Source organism: Lachnoclostridium sp. An131 (assembly GCF_002160825.1).
Classification (GTDB): Bacteria; Bacillota; Clostridia; order Lachnospirales; family Lachnospiraceae; genus Laedolimicola.
The window spans coordinates 184,316-202,112 of record NZ_NFLI01000004.1 but is presented as its reverse complement, the minus strand read 5'-3'; the positions used below and the strand labels follow the sequence as shown (position 1 = coordinate 202,112).

Below are 17,797 nucleotides of genomic sequence, written 5' to 3'. Positions count from 1 at the left end.
GTTTTCCTCTCCCCTGCTTAGATGTCCAGGTTCTTTACAAATTTTGCGTTGGTCTCAATAAACTCACGTCTCGGCTCTACCTTATCCCCCATCAGGGTCGTAAAGGTCAGATCGATCTCGGCAGAATCTGTATCGTCCATGGTCACTCTCTTTAAAATCCGGCGCTCCGGATCCATCGTCGTCTCCCAGAGCTGCTCCGCATCCATCTCTCCAAGCCCCTTGTAACGCTGAATCTTATTGTTCTGATCGCGTCCTACCTCCGCGAGGATATCTGCCAGCTCCTGATCGCTGTAGGCATACCAGATCCTTTTATTTTTTTCCAGCTTATACAGAGGCGGCTGAGCCAGATATACATAGCCTTCTTTTATCAGATCCGGCATAAACCGGTAGATAAAGGTCAGAAGCAGCGTACTGATATGAGCTCCGTCCACATCGGCATCTGTCATCAGAATGATCTTGTGGTAACGCAGCTTTGTAATATCAAAGTCATCATGAATTCCTGTTCCAAAGGCCGTGATCATTGCTTTGATCTCTGCATTTGCATAGATCTTGTCAAGTCTTGCCTTCTCTACATTCAGGATCTTTCCCCTTAAGGGAAGGATCGCCTGGGTCGCTCTGGAACGCGCCTTCTTTGCTGATCCTCCTGCGGAGTCTCCCTCCACGATATAGATCTCGCAGTTCTCCGGATTCTTGTCTGTGCAGTCCGCAAGCTTGCCAGGAAGCGCCATGCCGTCCAGGGCAGTCTTTCTTCTTGTCAGATCCCTGGCCTTTCTCGCAGCCTCCCTGGCTCTCTGGGCCAGGATGGATTTCTCCAGAATCACCTTTGCCACAGCCGGATTCTGTTCCAGGAAAATCATCAGCTGCTCAGAAACCACGTTGTCTACGGCTCCTCTTGCCTCGCTGTTGCCCAGCTTCTGCTTGGTCTGTCCTTCAAACTGCGGCTCTCCGATCTTGATGCTTATGATCGCTGTCAGCCCCTCACGGATATCATCTCCGTTCAGGCTGGGCTCGCTGTCCTTCAGAAGCTTATTCTTTCTGGCATAATCGTTGAACGTCTTTGTCAGGGCGTTCTTAAAGCCGGTCAGATGGGTTCCGCCCTCCGGCGTATTGATATTGTTTACGAAGCTGTAGCAATTCTCTGTATAAGAATCGTTATGCTGCATGGCTACTTCTACAAAGACATCATTTACCATGCCTTCACAGTAAATAATCTGATCGTAAAGGGCCGTCTTGGAACGGTTCAGGTATTCTACGAACTCCTTGATTCCGCCCTCATAACAGAATTCCTTTTTATGCTGGGGTTCTACCCGGTCATCCCTGAGAATGATATTCAGGCCCTTTGTCAGAAAGGCCATTTCCCGAAGGCGGACCTTCAGGGTATCATAATCAAAGACAGTCTCTTCAAAAATCTCCTTATCCGGCAGGAAGGTCACCATCGTTCCCGTCTCTTCCGGATCACAGTCTCCAATCACCTTCAGCTTATCGATGACATGTCCTCTCTCGTAACGCTGGAAATAAACCTTTCCCTCGCTGCGGATCCGGACCTCCAGCCACTCCGAAAGAGCATTTACGACAGAAGCGCCCACTCCGTGAAGACCGCCGGATACCTTATATCCTCCTCCGCCGAATTTTCCTCCGGCGTGCAGAACCGTAAATACCACCTCTACAGCCGGAATCCCTGCCTTATGGTTGATTCCCACGGGAATTCCGCGGCCGTCGTCTACGACAGTGATCGAATTGTCCTTGTTGATCGTAACATCGATATTTTTGCAGAAGCCTGCCAGCGCCTCATCCACAGAATTATCTACAATCTCATACACCAGGTGATGAAGTCCGCGGGCGGAGGTGCTTCCAATGTACATACCAGGTCTTTTGCGGACAGCTTCCAGTCCTTCCAGGATCTGGATTTGATCTGCTCCATATTCTGCGCTCATTTTCGTTCCTCCAATCTAATTTATGAAAAGCGGTCAGTTTTCACCGCTTACAGATCCTTCAACCACCTTAAATACCTTATTGATCGAAAATCTGTGGCCTACAAACTCATCCAGACCCGTACAGGTAATCATGGTCTGAATGTCATGAATGCTGTTCAGCAAATAGTTTTGCCTGTTCTGATCCAGTTCAGACAATACATCGTCAAGAAGCAGGACAGGGGTATCCCGGATCACCTGCTTTACCAGCTCAATCTCAGACAGCTTAAGGGAAAGAGCGGCTGTGCGCTGCTGTCCCTGGGAACCAAACTTCCGGATATCCACTCCGTCTGACGAAAAAAGAAGATCGTCGCGGTGCGGCCCCACAGAAGTCGTCTTCATCCGGATATCCTTGTCCCTGTTCTGCCGGATCCTTTCATAAAGCTCCTCTCCGGAAGCATTTTTTTCGTAGGAAAGCTTCAGCCTTTCTCTGCCTCCGGACAGATTTCCATGAATCCGGCCCACAATTTCTCCAAGGGAAGCGATAAATTCTTCTCTTCCCTCTATGACCTTTTTTCCGTATTCCGCAAGCTGCAGATCCCACACATCCAAGGTATCCGCGAGCTCTGGCTGAAAGGCCAGATCCTTTAACAGCTTATTTCTCTGAATCAAGACGCGGTTATATCCGGAGAGATGATGAAGATATACCTTATCAAGCTGACACAGCTCCATATCCAGAAACCGCCGGCGCTCTGCCGGTCCCTGCTTGATAATGCTCAGATCCTCAGGAGAAAAAAATACAAAATTTGCGATGCCGAAGAGCTCGCTTGCCTTGCGAATGGGAACCCCGTTGATGGCGATTCCCTTCGCCTTATTTTTTTTCAGGTGAATATCAATCTGATATTCCAGCTCCCGTTTTCGGATAAACGTGCGAAGATGCGCTTCTTCCTCCCCGAAAAGGATCATATCCCGATCCCGGCTGCCCTTGTGGGAGCGGGTAGTTCCGCTTAAATAAACGGCCTCCAGGATATTAGTCTTTCCCTGGGCATTATCGCCATAGAAAATATTAGTCCTCTCGTCAAACAGAAGCTTCAAATCTCTGTAGTTACGGAAATTCTTTAGCTCAATGGATTTTACAATCATACGATCTTATAATCCTGCCCGGCGTAACGAAAGACATCACCCTTATGGAGCTTGCGTCCCCGGCGTTCCTCTGTCTCTCCGTTTACCTGCACATTTCCGTCCAGAATCTCATATTTGATATCCGATCCACTGTCAAAAAGTCCGGCCAGCTTCATGGCCTGGCCGAGCCGGATATATTCGTCCCGGATTGAAACCTCGATATAATCCATCTGTTTCACCCCTTACACAGAAGCGCTGTTGAAGTTCACAGGAAGAATCAGATAAATATAGGTCTGATTCTCATCCCGGATGAAGCAGGGCGCCTTCGGATTTACAAGATACAGAGTGACCATTTCATCATCAATCACGCGCAGCGCGTCAATGAGAAACTTTGGATTAAAGCCGATCAGAATATCCTTTCCTTCCTTCTCGATGACAATTTCTTCATTCATCGATCCCAGGCCAGAGGTCAGCTTCAGGCGCATCTCTCCATCTGTAATCTGAATAATCACGGGCTTCTTGTCATTTTCCCGGATCAGAAGGGTCGCACGATCAATACAGTTTAAAAGCTCCTTTTTATTGATCTTTACCTTTGTCTCGTAATCGGCAGAGAGCATCTGCTCAATCCGGAAATACTCTCCTTCGATCAGACGGGATACCACCGTCGTCTCATCAAACTCAAAGACAATATGATTCTTTGTAAAGAACAGGTTGACAAGAGAATCCATTTCTCCGGAAAGAATCTTACTCACTTCGATCAGAGTCTTGCCTGGAACGATCACCTTCCTGGGCTGATACTCTTCCTTTAATTCCAGGTTTCGGATGGATACCCGGTGTCCGTCCAGAGAAACTACCTTCAGATGGTTTCCATCAATCTCAAAGAGCTCTCCTGTCATCATCTTGTTATTCTCATTGTCAGAAATGGAAAAGATCGTCTGCTTGATCACTTCCCGGAGGCTGAACTGGGATAAGACTACCGGTTCGCTTCTTTCAATATAGGGAAGATAAGAGAAATCCTCTCCTGATTTTCCCGCGATACTGAATTTTGCCTTTTCACAGGTAATTTTCATCTGGAAGCCTGCGTCTGTCTCTATCACAACGTCATTGTCCGGGAGCTTTCTGACGATCTCAGAAAAGATTTTGGCGTCAATCGCTATGATTCCCTTCTCCTGGATATCGCCCTCAATTACTGTCTCAATGCCAAGCTCCATATCGTTGGCGGTCATTTTGATCTGACCGGCAGATGCATCGATCAGAATGCACTCCAGAATGGACATGGTAGTTTTGGAAGGAACGGCCTTCTGTACGATGTTAACGCCCTTTAATAAATCTGATTTTTTGCAGATAAACTTCATGATGTGTATAACTCCTTTCCTCTGTCAGCCGGAGGCGCAGATGTATATATAAATAATATAATCCGTCGTATTCGTAGTAGGGGCTGTGAATATGTTGATAACTGGTCTTAAGCCTGATAAATCCTGCATATTTTGAAAGGATAACTGTGTGAAAAACGGAAGGATAACCGGGAGAAAAATACCCGGGTTATACACACCCTGAAATTGGGCTTTCAGTTTTCCCCACAGGATCAACATTCTTTCCACAGCGGAATGTTGATAAGTGATCTGAGGCTTAAGGGCTTCTATCAGTTCGGGTTCAGCTTCTTTTTGATCGTGGCGATCAGACGGCTGGCAGAATCGTTGGACTGGATCTCATTCTCGATCTTTTCTGCTCCGTGCATGATCGTGGTGTGATCTCTGCCCCCGAGGATCTCTCCGATTTTCTTATAGGTAGTTCCGTTTTCCTTGCAGAGGTACATGACGATCTGCCTCGGATAGACAATGTTTGCCGTCCGTTTGTTTCCCCTGATATCGTCGGGGCTTATATGAAAATGCTCGGCTACTACTTCTATAATCAGATCCGGCGTGATCTTCCGGCTTTCTCCCGGTGAGATGATGTCCTTGATCGCTTCCTCTGCCAGCAGCATATCGATAGGCCGCTTTTCCAGGGTGGAAAGCGCGATCAGACGATTGAAGGCTCCTTCCAGTTCACGGATATTTGATTTGATGTTGGTTGCAATATAGGTAATAATATTATCGTCGATCTGGTAGCCCTCCAGCTCTTCCTTTTTGCGCAGAATCGCCATCCTGGTTTCAAAATCCGGAGAGGAGACGTCTGCGATCAGGCCGCATTCAAAGCGGGTGCGGAGACGCTCTTCCAGAGTCTCGATGTCCTTGGGAGGACGATCACTGGAGATGATGATCTGCTTATTTGCACTGTGAAGGGCATTGAAGGTATGGAAGAATTCTTCCTGCGTACTTTCCTTTCCGATGATGAACTGCACATCGTCGATCAGCAGCACGTCAATATTCCGGTACTTTTCGCGGAAGCGGGTCATACCGGAGGGATCACCGATTCGAAGGGTTTCGATCAGTTCGTTGGTGAAGTATTCACTGGTCACGTAGAGAACCTTCATGGATGGGTTTTCTTTTAATATGTAGTTTGCGATAGCATGCATCAGATGGGTTTTTCCCAGTCCCACGCCTCCGTGCAGAAACAGAGGGTTGTACACATTGCCGGGCGTCTCCGCTACGGCGAGGGATGCGGCATGGGCAAACTTGTTGTTGCTGCCGACTACGAAGGTGTCAAACGTGTATTTTGGATTGATATTGGACTTTTCATAGTCAATATTTCCGGATGCCGGGCTGATTCCGCTGTCCTTTGGATGCTTTTCCCGGGGAGCGCTCTGTTCTGCCGCTTCCTTTTCCGTAATAAATTCCACCTCATACTTTTCGCCGGTGAATTCCGCAATCGCCACATAGATGGGAGTTTTGAATTTGGAATTCAGGTAAGTGATCATCTGTTCTCCCATGGGAACAATGATTTTCACCGTGTGGTTTTCTACGCTGTGCACCTGCAGGGGCAGAAGCCAGGTCTCAAAAGATACGTCTGAAAGCTCGTGCTCTTTCCGGACATGTTCCAGAATTTCGCTCCAGTTTTTTTCTATCAAGTTCATTCTTATATCTCCTCAATGCCCGTTAAAAGAGCAATTTATCCTATGATTAATAATATACCAAATTACGGGCGCGATCAAGTGAAAACTGTAACCCTTTCCCTGGGTTGTCCACTTTTTATCCACATCTTATCCACATATTGTGGATAAATTTTTGCTTTCTACAAGATATAAGGGAGAGAACAAGAAAAAGAAAAATACTGCCAAATTGCTTGACTTTGCGGGGTTTTATGAATATAATTGAAATGATGTTTTTTAGATAGGAGGTGCCAGAGACAATGAAAATGACATTTCAGCCGAAGAAAAGATCCAGATCTAAGGTTCACGGATTCAGAGCCAGAATGAGTACGGCTGGCGGAAGAAAAGTATTAGCAGCCAGAAGATTAAAAGGAAGAAAGAAGTTATCCGCGTAGGCCGCATATATGTGGCCTATTTTCCTATGTACCTTATTATATGCCGCGGCGGGCGGCTTTAAGACGGAGGCTGCATGAAATATCCGCATTCAGAGTCTTTAAAAAAAAATAAGGATTTTCAGCTTTTATATAAGGAAGGAAAATCCTGTGCAAATCGTTATCTCGTACTCTATGTGAGAGAAAACGGGATGGATCAGAATCGTTTTGGTGTTTCTGTCAGCAAGAAGGTCGGCAACAGTGTCGTACGCCACAGAATCACCAGATTGATTCGTGAAAGCTACCGGCTGCATGAAGACATGTTCAATAGTGGTTTGGACATGGCAGTCATCGCAAGGGCCAGTGCAAAGGGAAGAAGCATGAATGAAATCTGCAGCGCGCTGCTTCACTTGGGAAAGCTTCAGGGAGTCATTCAAAAATGAAAATTGTATTGATCAAATTGATTCAATTTTATCAGAAATATCTATCGCCGATGAAACGTACGAAATGTCCTTATATTCCAAGCTGTTCCCAGTATGGTCTGGAGGCCATCCAGAAATACGGAGCTTTAAAGGGAGGCCTTCTGGCCGCCTGGAGGATTTTGAGATGTAATCCGTTTTCCAGTGGTGGATATGATCCTGTACCATAAGGAAATTTGAAGGAGGATTTTTTCATTGACAGGTTTGTTTTTGACCAAAAATGCAACGCCTATCCTGGGACAGTTCGCTGCTGTTTTAGGCTGGATCATTAACGGTATTTTTAACTTTCTTGATTCTATCGGTATTCCAAATGTAGGACTGACAGTTGTCCTTTTTACAGTTATTATTTATACGCTGATGCTTCCTCTGACCTATAAGCAGCAGAAGTTTTCGAGAATGTCTGTAAAGATGAATCCGGAGCTTCAGGCAATTCAGAAGAAGTATAAGGGAAAGCAGGATCAGGTATCCATGCTGAAGATGCAGGATGAGATGAAGGCTGTCTACGCAAAGTATGGCACATCTCAGATGGGAAGCTGTCTGCCGCTTCTGATTCAGCTGCCGTTTCTTCTGGCAGTGTATCGGGTGGTTTATGCGATTCCGGCTTATGTGGATAAGGTAAGAGCTGTCTATACGCCGCTTGTGAGCCAGCTGGTGAATATAGAAGGCGCGCAGGATGTGCTGACAAAGCTGAGCAGCGCTGCTCAGTTCAGCAGACAGGCTTTTAATGAAAATACAATCATCGATATTTTGAATAAGGCGTCTACAGCAGAATGGGATACGGTTGCATCCAGTTTTCCGGATTTGAGCGGTGTGATCGATCAGACGAGAAACGCGTTGGAGAGTATCAACGGATTTCTTGGATTGAATATTTCCAATTCTCCCTGGTTCAGCATCAAGCAGTTTTGGGCAGAGGGAGCGTACCTTCTTTTGATCGTAGCGCTTTTGATTCCGGTTCTTGCAGGTCTGACTCAGTGGATCAGCGTACGCCTGATGCCTACGGCTGCTCCGGCTACCGGAGATGGAAACAGCGAGGACATGATGAAGTCCATGAGAATGATGAACAATTTCATGCCTCTGATGTCCGTATGGTTCTGTTTCGTTCTTCCTGTCGGTGTAGGCATCTACTGGGTAATGAGCGCTGTCGTCCGTATGGTTCAGCAGCTTGCGATCAATAAATATCTGTCGAAGATGGATATTGATGAAGAGATTAAGAAAAACATCGAAAAATATAACAGAAAGCGTGAAAAGGATGGACTTCCGCCAGAAAGGCTGAACAATGTGGCAAGAACCAGCGCGAAATCGGTGGAGCCAAAGAATACAAAGAAGCGTGAAATTACTTCTGAGGACCGTATGAAGCAGATTAAGGATTCTACGGAATATTATAAGAAGGGTGAGGCAAAACCCGGAAGTCTTGCAGCGAAGGCGAGAATGGTGGAGCAGTATAACGAAAAAACGAAGAAAAAGTAAGGAACGGGGGGTTTTGTGAATATGGAAAGTATTGAGGTTTCCGCAAAAACAGTGGAAGATGCGGTTTTGGAAGCAGCAATTCAGCTTGGAACCACAAGGGACAAGGTTGACTATGAAGTCGTTACCCCGGGCAGCCCTGGATTTTTGGGGATTGGAAGCAAAAAAGCGGTTATCAGAGCCCGGCAGAAGACGGACGAGGAGATAGAGGCAGCTTTGAAGGCAGATCAGGAAATGGAAAAGATTCTTGATCGTGTAAAAGAAAAAAGTGAGAAGCCTGCTGAGCCGGCGGAGAAGAAGGAAGAGAAAAAGGAAAGACCGGGAAAGAAGGAAAAGCCTCAGGCTGAGAAGCCGAAAAAAGCTCCTGTAAAGGAAGCTGTACAGGCAGAGAAAAAGCCGGAGCCTGTAAAGGAAGAGAAACCGGAAGCCCCGAAAAAGGCGGCAAAAGAGGAGAAGACAGAGCCCGCAAGACCTGTGAATACGGATGAAGTCAAGGATTTCCTTGAGAAGGTATTCGCGGCTATGGATATGAAGGTTCAGATTACGATCACACAGAAGCCGGAGGAGCATGAGGTCAGCATTGATCTGGAAGGCGACGATATGGGAGTTCTGATCGGAAAGAGAGGACAGACTCTTGATTCTCTCCAGTATCTGACGAGCCTTGTAGTAAATAAGGGCAGCGATGATTATATCAGGGTAAAGGTAGATACGGAAAATTACCGGGAACGCAGAAGAGCTACCCTGGAAAATCTGGCAAGAAATATCGCCCAGAAGGTAAAGAGAACGAGAAAACCGGTTTCTCTGGAGCCTATGAATCCGTATGAGCGCAGAGTGATTCATTCCGCGCTGCAGAATGATAAATTTGTGTGCACGCACAGTGAAGGAGAGGAGCCGTACAGGCATGTAGTGGTTTCTCTGAAGGAAGGCGTCCGCCTGGATAATTACAACGGACGGGGAAGAAATCGTTATAACCGTAATTATAAGAAAAAGGAACGCTGATGCGTTCCTTTTTGTCTAAGAAGAAGAAAGAGCAGAAATTATGAGAGAAAGCGATACGATAGCGGCTGCGGCGACAGCCATGTCGAGCTCCGGGATCGGAATTATCCGGATCAGCGGGGAGGAAGCATTTTCTATTATGAAGAAAATTTTCCGTCCTTACCGTAAGGAGAAGGACATGAGCGCACAGCCTTCTTATACAGTGCATTATGGAACCGTTGAAGAGGGAGAAGAGGTTCTGGATGAGGTTCTGGTGCTTCTTATGAGAGGGCCTCACAGCTATACGGCTGAGGATACGGTGGAGATAGACTGCCATGGAGGCAGGCTTGTCATGCAGCGGATTCTGGATCTGGTTATCAAAAACGGCGCCAGGCCTGCGGAGCCTGGAGAGTTTACGAAGAGAGCTTTTCTGAACGGAAGAATTGACCTTTCCCAGGCAGAGGCTGTCATGGATTTGATTCAGTCCAGAAACAGAATGGCGTTAAAATCCTCGGTGTCTCAGCTTCAGGGCTCTGTGCGCCAGCAGATAGAAAAGCTGCGTTCTCAGATTCTCTATGAGACGGCTTTTCTGGAAGCGGCCCTTGACGATCCGGAGCATATCAGTCTTGATGGATATTCTGAAGAGCTTTTGAAAAAGGTGGAAGTAATTTGCGGGGAAATTGAGAAGCTTTTAAAATCCTCGGAAAGCGGCCGGATTCTGAAGGAAGGAATCAAAACCGTAATTCTCGGAAAGCCAAATGCAGGAAAATCTTCTCTTTTAAATGTTCTTCTTGGAGAAGAAAGGGCGATTGTGACTGAGATAGAGGGAACAACCCGCGACGTTCTGGAGGAACAGCTGCAGCTTGGAGATTTGTCCCTTTTGCTTCTGGATACAGCCGGAATCCGTTCCACGGAAGATATCGTAGAACAGATAGGCGTGGATCGGGCAAGAAAGCAGGCGGAGGATGCGGATTTGATTCTCTATGTGGCCGACAGCTCCAGGCCGCTGAATGAGAGTGATGAAGAGATCCTTTCTCTCCTGGAAGGAAAAAAGTCTTTGGTACTCCTGAATAAATCTGATTTGGAGCCGGTTGTGACTCCGGAGATTATGCGGGAAAGAACAAAGCATAAGGTGCTCCTGATCTCAGCAAAGGAGGAGCAGGGAATCCGGGAGCTGGAGGATGAAATTCGTTCTCTGTTCTTTCAGGGAGAGGTGGATTTTAACGATGAGATCCTGATTACAAATGCGCGCCATAAGGCGGCTCTGCAGGATGCGAGGGCAAGCCTGTCTATGGTAAAGGAAAGCATACAGAATGGGATGCCGGAGGACTTTTATACGATTGATTTGACAGATGCTTATCAGGCTTTGGGAAGAATTCTCGGAGAGGAGATGGGCGAGGATCTGATTAATGAAATATTTGGAAAATTCTGTATGGGAAAGTAGGAAATATTATGAATACAGTATACAAAGAAACCTGCCAGGCTGTTGTAGTCGGCGCTGGGCATGCAGGCTGTGAAGCTGCACTTGCCTGTGCAAGGCTGGGGATAGAGACGGTTATGTTTACTGTCAGTGTGGATAGTATTGCTTTGATGCCCTGTAATCCAAATATCGGAGGAACCTCAAAGGGGCATTTGGTTCGGGAAATTGACGCTTTAGGCGGCGAGATGGGAAAAAATATTGACAGAACCTTTATCCAGTCAAAGATGCTGAACGTGTCCAAGGGACCTGCCGTTCATTCTCTTCGGGCGCAGGCCGACAAAGCTGAGTACAGCCGAAGTATGAGAAGGGTTTTGGAAAATACAGATCATCTTTCAATCGTCCAGGCCGAGGTGGCTGAGATTCTGACTGAAGGCACGGAAGAAAATTTGATCGTCAAAGGAATCAGAACAACCTCTGGAGCAATCTATGAAGCGCAGACTGTTATTTTATGTACAGGCACTTATCTGCGGGCTCGCTGTATCTACGGTGATGTAAGCACCTATACAGGCCCGAATGGCCTTCAGGCAGCGAACCACCTGACAGATTCCTTAAAAAGGCTCGGAGTAGAAATGTACCGGTTTAAAACAGGAACTCCGGCGCGGATAGATAAAAGATCGATAGATTTCAGTAAGATGGAGGAGCAGTTTGGAGACGAAAAGGTAATACCTTTTTCCTTTACGACAGATCCCGAGACTGTTCAGATTCCTCAGGTTTCCTGCTGGCTGACGTATACGAATGAAAAGACCCACGAAATTATAAGGAAAAACCTGGATCGATCTCCGCTGTATTCAGGCATGATAGAAGGAACAGGTCCAAGGTATTGTCCGTCGATTGAAGATAAGGTAGTCCGCTTTGCAGATAAAAACCGTCACCAGGTATTTATTGAGCCGGAAGGACTCTATACGAATGAGATGTATGTGGGTGGAATGTCCAGCTCTCTTCCGGAGGATGTGCAGCATGCGATGTACTCTTCCGTAGCAGGCCTGGAGCATGTACGGATTGTCCGAAATGCTTATGCCATAGAATATGACTGTATCGATGCAAGACAGCTTTATCCCAGTCTGGAGTTTAAAAAAATCCGGGGACTGTTCAGTGGCGGACAGTTTAATGGAAGCTCCGGATATGAGGAAGCGGCTGCACAGGGATTAATTGCCGGAATTAACGCGGCCCGTATGATTCAGAAAAAGGATCCTCTGATTCTTGACAGATCCCAGGCTTATATTGGAGTTTTGATCGATGATCTGGTGACAAAGGAAAACAGGGAGCCTTATCGCATGATGACCTCCCGTTCTGAGTACCGTCTGCTTCTCCGGCAGGATAATGCGGATCTTCGCCTTACCAAGACAGGTTATGAGGTTGGATTGATTTCAGAGGAAAGATATCAGGGACTTCTTGATAAGGAGCGGCAGATCCAGGAGGAAATAAAGCGGGTGGAAAAGGTACATGTAGGAACCTCGGAGGAGGTACAGAGGCTTCTGGAGCAGTATGAAAGTACGCCGCTTCATTCAGGAATTTCACTGGCGGAGCTGATTCGAAGACCAGAGCTGAATTATGAGGCGCTGGCACCGATAGATCCGGACAGGCCTTCTCTTCTCCGCGGGGTGGCAGAGCAGGTCAATATTCATATCAAGTACGACGGCTATATTCGGAGACAGCTGAAGCAGGTAGAGCAGTTTCAAAAGCTGGAATATAAAAAAATTCCTGATGAGCTGGATTATGATGAGGTTCCAAGCCTCAGAATAGAGGCCCGGCAGAAGCTGAAGGAAGTAAGACCTGTTTCCGTAGGCCAGGCTTTCCGTATTTCAGGAGTATCGCCGGCTGATATTTCAGTTCTTCTTGTTTGGCTGGAACAGAGAAAGGGCAGGAAAGATTGATGGAAAAAAAGAGACAGGATTATATAAAAGGTGTTTTTGAAAAGGCAGGAATTTCATTGACGGATAGGCAGCTCTGGCAGTTCGAGCGTTATTATGAGCTTCTGATACAGAAAAATGAAGTGATGAATCTGACTGCAATTACAGAATTTCCGGATGTAGTGCAGAAGCATTTTCTGGACAGTCTGATGATTCGAACGCTTTTTGAACCGGCGGAAGGGGAATATTGGCTTGATCTTGGAACAGGAGCTGGATTTCCGGGAATTCCGCTGAAGATTGTATATCCTGAATTACGTTTGGTTCTCCTTGATTCTCTGAATAAGAGAATCAAATTTCTGCAGGAGGTCATTGATGAGCTTGGATTGGAGCATATAACAGCTATCCATGGGCGTGCGGAGGAGCTGGCAAAAAAGGAAGAATACAGGGAAAAATTTGATTGCTGTGTGTCCCGGGCTGTAGCAAATCTCGCCTCTCTTTCGGAATATTGTCTGCCCTTTGTGCGCGTGGGAGGATGTTTTGTTCCATACAAATCGGAGAAGGTTCAGGAAGAAATCAAGGGTGCTGAAAAGGCGGTCCGGATACTCGGAGGAAAAATAGAGGAGCAAAAGGAATTTATGCTTCCTGGTTCAGATATTTACAGATGTCTTTTGTATATTAGAAAAGATAAAGAAACTCCTGGAAAGTATCCGAGAAAGGCAGGAACGCCTACGAAGGAACCGATACGATAGTAGCTATTTTGTTTATTTGACAGCTGTTAATAAATTGTAGGATATTCCTATCATTACTATGCCTTTTTGAATTTCAGGTTTATTTTATAAAAAATAATGGTAAGAGAACTGCTTTATACACAAGTAACATGTGAAAAAGCAGTTCTTTTGTGATTAAAATACGACTTATGAATAAAAAAGTTTCACGTGAAACATTCGTTCTCTTGTAGATAATTAAAGTTCTATGCTATAATATTTAAGCGGTAACAGACATGTTTTTGTGTTTAAAACTAAAGAATAAGAAATTAAAGGTTTCTGTTGCAGATTGATGTATCAATACTCCTCCGTCGGAGGTTGAACAGACGGATAGAGAGTATCGTGACACAAGATAGCATTGCGTGACTATAACGGATCCTGCTCTGGTCAATATAGTTTCTGATATATTCAGATACTCTAATTGGTATTCTTTACTACTGTTGCGTTTCACTATTTTGTAAGCAATATTCCACATAATATTTTGTATGAATTACAGAAAAAACATTTGCTGTGCATTAAACGTAAACGCAAATAGAAACCTGAAAATGTGCCTGCTCACTGCAAAATATTTGTTTACAATAGCTTTTTAATTTACGAATGTTTCACGTGAAACATTGAGGAGAATCATTATGGGAAGAGTAATAGCAGTAGCAAATCAAAAGGGCGGAGTTGGAAAAACTACCACAGCGATTAATCTTTCGGCTGCACTGGCAGAAAAGAATAAGAAGGTTCTTTTGGTTGATATTGATCCCCAGGGCAATGCAACGAGCGGCGTTGGCGTGGAAAAGAATGAGGTGGAAAATACGATCTATGATCTGATCCTCGGAGAAGCTTCCATACAGGATTGTATAGAATATACGGAATTCGAAAATCTTCACCTGATACCGTCAAATGTAGATTTGGCGGCGGCAGAAATTGAGCTGATCGGAATACCGGAGAAAGAATTTATTATTCGAAAGGAAGTAGAAAAGATCAAGGATAAGTATGATTTTATTTTGATCGACTGTCCTCCTTCTTTGAATCTTCTTACAATCAATGCAATGACGACTGCGGATACCGTCCTGGTTCCGATCCAATGCGAGTATTACGCACTGGAGGGCTTAAGCCAGCTGATACATACGATTAATCTTGTAAAGGAAAGGCTGAATCCATATCTGGATATTGAAGGAATTGTATTTACCATGTTTGACGCAAGAACAAATCTTTCGCTCCAGGTAGTGGAAAATGTGCGTGCAAATGTCAAGCAGAGAGTCTACAGTACTATCATACCGAGAAATGTGCGACTGGCCGAAGCTCCAAGCCACGGATATCCAATCACGATTTACGATTCAAAATCGGCGGGAGCAGAGAGCTACCGGGCGCTTGCAGAGGAAGTAATCAACAGGGAGGAATAAGATAAATGGCCGTAAAAAGAGGAGGGCTGGGAAAGGGATTGGACAGCCTGATTCCAGAGACAATTAAGACGACGACACCAGAAAAAACCAAGGTTGTGGAAAAGGTTGTAGAGAAGGTCGTAGAAAAACCCGTTGAACTGAAGGTGAAAATATCAAAGGTAGGCCCGAATAAGGAACAGCCGAGAAAGCAGTTTGACGAGGACGCTTTGATGGAGCTGGCAGATTCCATCAAACAGTTTGGAATTATTCAGCCTTTGATTGTTCAGGAAAAAAACGGATTTTATGAAATTATTGCCGGAGAGCGGCGCTGGCGTGCGGCAAAGCTGGCCGGCCTCAAAGAAGTTCCTGTAATCGTAAAGGATTATACGGATCTGGAGGTCGTAGAAATTTCTCTGATCGAAAATATTCAGAGAGAAAATTTGAATCCAATTGAAGAGGCGCTGGCTTATAAGCGTTTGCTGAATGAGTTTAATCTGAAGCAGGACGAGGTGGCAGAACGTGTTTCAAAAAGCCGGACTGCTGTGACAAATTCCATGCGTCTTTTGAAGCTGGATGAGAGAGTACAGCAAATGGTGATTGATGACATGCTTTCTACCGGGCATGCGAGAGCTCTTTTGGGAATTGACGATCCGGAGCTTCAGTTTACGACTGCGACAAAGGTATTTGATGAAAAGCTCAGTGTCCGGGAAGTAGAGAAGCTGGTCAAAAAAATTCAGCAGGGAAAGACAGAGAAGAAAAGAGAAGAGCCGGTACATGATTTTATCTATACCGATCTGGAAGAGAAGATGAAAGAGGCAGTAGGAACAAAGGTTTCTATTCATCAGAATGCAAAGGGAAAAGGTAAGATAGAGATCGAATATTATTCCAGAGAGGATCTGGAGCGGATCATTGACATCATTACACATGCGCAGAGCCGCTGATGGAACGACAAAAGTGAGTTGCTACGCTTAAATCTCAAGCTTGCAGGAGGAGAACGAAAGATGAGTCCAATATTAGAATATGTATATCAGATGACAGGAATTGACGCAGCATATATTTTGATCGGAATGGCTGTCCTGATTTTAATTCTGCTGATTCTGATAATTGTTGCGTTATGTAAACTAAAGAAGCTGAATCGCAGATATGACCGGTTCATGCGCGGAAAGGATGCGGAAAGTCTGGAGGATACCCTTCTTTCCTGTATTGAAAAAAATGAGCAGATTGATCAGATGAACCAGATGCTCCGGGAAGATATCATTGGCCTTCGGAAAAACCAGCGTATTACTTATCAGAAAATGGGAATGGTAAAATATAATGCATTTCGCGAGATGAGTGGAGATTTAAGCTATGCGCTGGCTCTTCTGGATCAGAGAGAGAATGGTTTTGTAATCAATTCTGTCTATGCCAAGGAAGGCGGCTATTCCTATATCAAAGAAATTGTAAATGGGGAAAGCTCCATACCGCTGTCTGAGGAGGAGCAGGCGGCGCTTGACAATGCAAAAAGCCAGTCTTGAAAAACCTGGCGGACTGGTATATCATAAAGACTAAGCCTTGCGCCGGTGAAGGAAGAATTTTGCATAGAAATTTCGGCGGAGGAGACGGAAAAAGGAGAAAAAAGATGTTAGATATTAAGTTTGTAAGAGAAAATCCGGAAGTGGTAAAGCAGAATATCAGAAATAAGTTTCAGGACCAGAAGCTTGGCCTGGTAGATGAAGTAATCGAGCTTGACGCGCAGAAGCGCGCCGCCCAGCAGGAGGCGGACGGGCTCCGTGCGGACAGAAATAAGCTTTCCAAGCAGATCGGCGCTCTGATGGGACAGGGAAAGAGAGACGAGGCAGAGGAAGTAAAGAAGCAGGTGGCTGCTCAGGCAGATCGTCTTGCCGAGCTTTCTGAGAAGGAAAAGGATCTGGATGAGAGAATCCTGAAAATCATGATGACGATTCCGAATATCATCGACCCAAGCGTTCCCATTGGAAAGGACGACAGCGAGAACGTGGAAGTACAGCGTTATGGAGAGCCTGTGGTTCCCGATTTTGAGATTCCCTATCATACCGAGATTATGGAGAAATTCAATGGAATCGATTTGGACAGCGCGAGAAAGGTATCCGGAAATGGCTTCTATTATCTGATGGGAGATATCGCAAGACTGCATTCCGCAGTTCTGGCTTATGCCCGTGACTTTATGATTAACAGAGGCTTCACCTACTGCGTTCCGCCCTTCATGATCCGCAGCAATGTGGTGACCGGCGTTATGAGCTTTGCGGAAATGGACGCTATGATGTATAAGATCGAAGGAGAGGATCTGTACCTGATCGGAACCAGTGAGCATTCCATGATCGGAAAATTCATCGATACCATCCTGCAGAAGGACGAGCTTCCCAAGACTCTGACCAGCTATTCTCCCTGCTTCCGCAAGGAGAAGGGCGCGCATGGCCTGGAGGAGCGCGGCGTATACCGTATCCATCAGTTTGAAAAGCAGGAAATGATCGTAGTATGCGAGCCGGAGGACAGCCCGATGTGGTTTGACCGCCTGTGGCAGAATACAGTAGATCTGTTCCGCTCCCTGGATATTCCGGTGAGAACTTTGGAGTGCTGCTCCGGCGACCTGGCAGATCTGAAGGTGAAATCTGTAGATGTAGAGGCCTGGTCTCCGCGGCAGAAGAAGTATTTTGAGGTGGGAAGCTGCTCCAACCTGGGAGACGCACAGGCCCGTCGCCTGAAAATCCGCATTAATGGGGAGAAGGGCAAGTATTTTGCGCATACATTAAATAATACAGTAGTAGCTCCGCCCAGAATGCTGATTGCATTTTTAGAGAACAATCTGCAGGCAGACGGAACTGTGAAGATTCCGGAAGCTCTGCAGCCATATATGGGAGGAATGACTGTAATCAAATAAGGATTCTGCGGCAGGACTTATCCACAATTGTGGATAAGTGCGTGGAAATGTGGATAATTGTATCTGTACAGGCTGCCTTTGTGCA

General features: G+C 45.9%; 17 protein-coding genes. 12 read left to right on the top strand and 5 right to left on the bottom strand.

All coding sequences use genetic code 11. The annotated features are described in order from the left end of the window. Nucleotides 1-17 precede the first annotated feature (17 nt). The 5 genes from gyrB to dnaA all read right to left on the bottom strand — a co-directional run bounded on the left by gyrB (nucleotide 18) and on the right by dnaA (nucleotide 6,045). Nucleotides 18-1,934: a DNA topoisomerase (ATP-hydrolyzing) subunit B gene (gene gyrB / locus B5E77_RS04825; protein ID WP_204248015.1), complete on the bottom strand. Its 1,917-nt coding sequence runs from the start codon at nucleotides 1,932-1,934 to the stop codon at nucleotides 18-20. Between the two features lie 33 nt (nucleotides 1,935-1,967). Next, nucleotides 1,968-3,053, bottom strand: coding sequence for a DNA replication/repair protein RecF (recF, locus tag B5E77_RS04820; RefSeq protein ID WP_087164235.1), 1,086 nt, complete (start codon nucleotides 3,051-3,053; stop codon nucleotides 1,968-1,970). Continuing rightward, on the bottom strand, nucleotides 3,050-3,262 hold the full coding sequence (locus B5E77_RS04815) for an RNA-binding S4 domain-containing protein (protein ID WP_087164234.1): 213 nt from the start codon (nucleotides 3,260-3,262) through the stop codon (nucleotides 3,050-3,052). The genes recF and B5E77_RS04815 overlap by 4 nt, the downstream gene beginning before the upstream one ends. A 12-nt stretch (nucleotides 3,263-3,274) precedes the next feature. Continuing rightward, on the bottom strand, nucleotides 3,275-4,387 hold the full coding sequence (gene dnaN / locus B5E77_RS04810) for a DNA polymerase III subunit beta (protein WP_087164233.1): 1,113 nt from the start codon (nucleotides 4,385-4,387) through the stop codon (nucleotides 3,275-3,277). A gap of 287 nt (nucleotides 4,388-4,674) precedes the next feature. After that, nucleotides 4,675-6,045: a chromosomal replication initiator protein DnaA gene (dnaA, locus tag B5E77_RS04805; RefSeq protein ID WP_087164232.1), complete on the bottom strand. Its 1,371-nt coding sequence runs from the start codon at nucleotides 6,043-6,045 to the stop codon at nucleotides 4,675-4,677. Between the two features lie 275 nt (nucleotides 6,046-6,320). On the opposite strand from dnaA, the gene rpmH reads away from it, so the two are divergent. The 12 genes from rpmH (at nucleotide 6,321) to serS (ending at nucleotide 17,712) form a co-directional block, all read left to right on the top strand. Continuing rightward, nucleotides 6,321-6,455: a 50S ribosomal protein L34 gene (rpmH, locus tag B5E77_RS04800; RefSeq protein WP_075717635.1), complete on the top strand. Its 135-nt coding sequence runs from the start codon at nucleotides 6,321-6,323 to the stop codon at nucleotides 6,453-6,455. Nucleotides 6,456-6,529: 74 nt separating this feature from the next. After that, entirely contained in the window at nucleotides 6,530-6,874 is a 345-nt protein-coding gene (gene rnpA, locus B5E77_RS04795; RefSeq protein ID WP_087164231.1) for a ribonuclease P protein component, read from the top strand. Beyond that, nucleotides 6,871-7,080, top strand: a complete 210-nt coding sequence (gene yidD / locus B5E77_RS04790; protein WP_087164230.1) for a membrane protein insertion efficiency factor YidD — start codon at nucleotides 6,871-6,873, stop codon at nucleotides 7,078-7,080. The genes rnpA and yidD overlap by 4 nt, the downstream gene beginning before the upstream one ends. A gap of 25 nt (nucleotides 7,081-7,105) precedes the next feature. Further along, a complete protein-coding gene (locus B5E77_RS04785; protein ID WP_087164229.1) occupies nucleotides 7,106-8,377 on the top strand; it encodes a YidC/Oxa1 family membrane protein insertase in 1,272 nt (423 codons plus the stop codon). Between the two features lie 21 nt (nucleotides 8,378-8,398). Next, nucleotides 8,399-9,373 (top strand): RNA-binding cell elongation regulator Jag/EloR, encoded by a 975-nt coding sequence (gene jag / locus B5E77_RS04780; protein ID WP_087164228.1) that lies wholly within the window; start codon nucleotides 8,399-8,401, stop codon nucleotides 9,371-9,373. Between the two features lie 40 nt (nucleotides 9,374-9,413). Then, nucleotides 9,414-10,793, top strand: a complete 1,380-nt coding sequence (mnmE, locus tag B5E77_RS04775) for a tRNA uridine-5-carboxymethylaminomethyl(34) synthesis GTPase MnmE (protein ID WP_087164227.1) — start codon at nucleotides 9,414-9,416, stop codon at nucleotides 10,791-10,793. 8 nt (nucleotides 10,794-10,801) lie between these two features. Beyond that, complete coding sequence (gene mnmG, locus B5E77_RS04770) at nucleotides 10,802-12,703, top strand: tRNA uridine-5-carboxymethylaminomethyl(34) synthesis enzyme MnmG (RefSeq protein WP_087164226.1); 1,902 nt, start codon at nucleotides 10,802-10,804, stop codon at nucleotides 12,701-12,703. Further along, nucleotides 12,703-13,428 carry a 16S rRNA (guanine(527)-N(7))-methyltransferase RsmG gene (rsmG, locus tag B5E77_RS04765; protein WP_087164225.1) on the top strand — a complete coding sequence of 242 codons (726 nt, stop codon included), beginning with the start codon at nucleotides 12,703-12,705 and terminating at the stop codon, nucleotides 13,426-13,428. The genes mnmG and rsmG overlap by 1 nt, the downstream gene beginning before the upstream one ends. Before the next feature lie 644 nt (nucleotides 13,429-14,072). Beyond that, nucleotides 14,073-14,837 (top strand): ParA family protein, encoded by a 765-nt coding sequence (locus tag B5E77_RS04760; RefSeq protein ID WP_087164224.1) that lies wholly within the window; start codon nucleotides 14,073-14,075, stop codon nucleotides 14,835-14,837. A 5-nt stretch (nucleotides 14,838-14,842) separates the two neighbouring features. Then, nucleotides 14,843-15,757, top strand: a complete 915-nt coding sequence (locus tag B5E77_RS04755; RefSeq protein ID WP_087164223.1) for a ParB/RepB/Spo0J family partition protein — start codon at nucleotides 14,843-14,845, stop codon at nucleotides 15,755-15,757. A gap of 60 nt (nucleotides 15,758-15,817) precedes the next feature. Further along, the gene (locus B5E77_RS04750; RefSeq protein WP_242963611.1) at nucleotides 15,818-16,330 is read left to right on the top strand and encodes a DUF4446 family protein; all 513 of its coding nucleotides are present in this window, start codon (nucleotides 15,818-15,820) and stop codon (nucleotides 16,328-16,330) included. 104 nt (nucleotides 16,331-16,434) lie between these two features. Further along, a complete protein-coding gene (gene serS / locus B5E77_RS04745; RefSeq protein WP_087164269.1) occupies nucleotides 16,435-17,712 on the top strand; it encodes a serine--tRNA ligase in 1,278 nt (425 codons plus the stop codon). Nucleotides 17,713-17,797 lie beyond the last annotated feature (85 nt).

Coding starts and splice junctions, on each gene's coding strand:
- gyrB (WP_204248015.1), bottom strand. CDS start 1,934: ATGAGCGCAGAATATGGAGCAGATCAAATCCAGATCCTGGAAGGACTG.
- recF (WP_087164235.1), bottom strand. CDS start 3,053: ATGATTGTAAAATCCATTGAGCTAAAGAATTTCCGTAACTACAGAGAT.
- B5E77_RS04815 (WP_087164234.1), bottom strand. CDS start 3,262: ATGGATTATATCGAGGTTTCAATCCGGGACGAATATATCCGGCTCGGC.
- dnaN (WP_087164233.1), bottom strand. CDS start 4,387: ATGAAGTTTATCTGCAAAAAATCAGATTTATTAAAGGGCGTTAACATC.
- dnaA (WP_087164232.1), bottom strand. CDS start 6,045: ATGAACTTGATAGAAAAAAACTGGAGCGAAATTCTGGAACATGTCCGG.
- rpmH (WP_075717635.1), top strand. CDS start 6,321: ATGAAAATGACATTTCAGCCGAAGAAAAGATCCAGATCTAAGGTTCAC.
- rnpA (WP_087164231.1), top strand. CDS start 6,530: ATGAAATATCCGCATTCAGAGTCTTTAAAAAAAAATAAGGATTTTCAG.
- yidD (WP_087164230.1), top strand. CDS start 6,871: ATGAAAATTGTATTGATCAAATTGATTCAATTTTATCAGAAATATCTA.
- jag (WP_087164228.1), top strand. CDS start 8,399: ATGGAAAGTATTGAGGTTTCCGCAAAAACAGTGGAAGATGCGGTTTTG.
- mnmE (WP_087164227.1), top strand. CDS start 9,414: ATGAGAGAAAGCGATACGATAGCGGCTGCGGCGACAGCCATGTCGAGC.
- mnmG (WP_087164226.1), top strand. CDS start 10,802: ATGAATACAGTATACAAAGAAACCTGCCAGGCTGTTGTAGTCGGCGCT.
- rsmG (WP_087164225.1), top strand. CDS start 12,703: ATGGAAAAAAAGAGACAGGATTATATAAAAGGTGTTTTTGAAAAGGCA.
- B5E77_RS04760 (WP_087164224.1), top strand. CDS start 14,073: ATGGGAAGAGTAATAGCAGTAGCAAATCAAAAGGGCGGAGTTGGAAAA.
- B5E77_RS04755 (WP_087164223.1), top strand. CDS start 14,843: ATGGCCGTAAAAAGAGGAGGGCTGGGAAAGGGATTGGACAGCCTGATT.
- B5E77_RS04750 (WP_242963611.1), top strand. CDS start 15,818: ATGAGTCCAATATTAGAATATGTATATCAGATGACAGGAATTGACGCA.
- serS (WP_087164269.1), top strand. CDS start 16,435: ATGTTAGATATTAAGTTTGTAAGAGAAAATCCGGAAGTGGTAAAGCAG.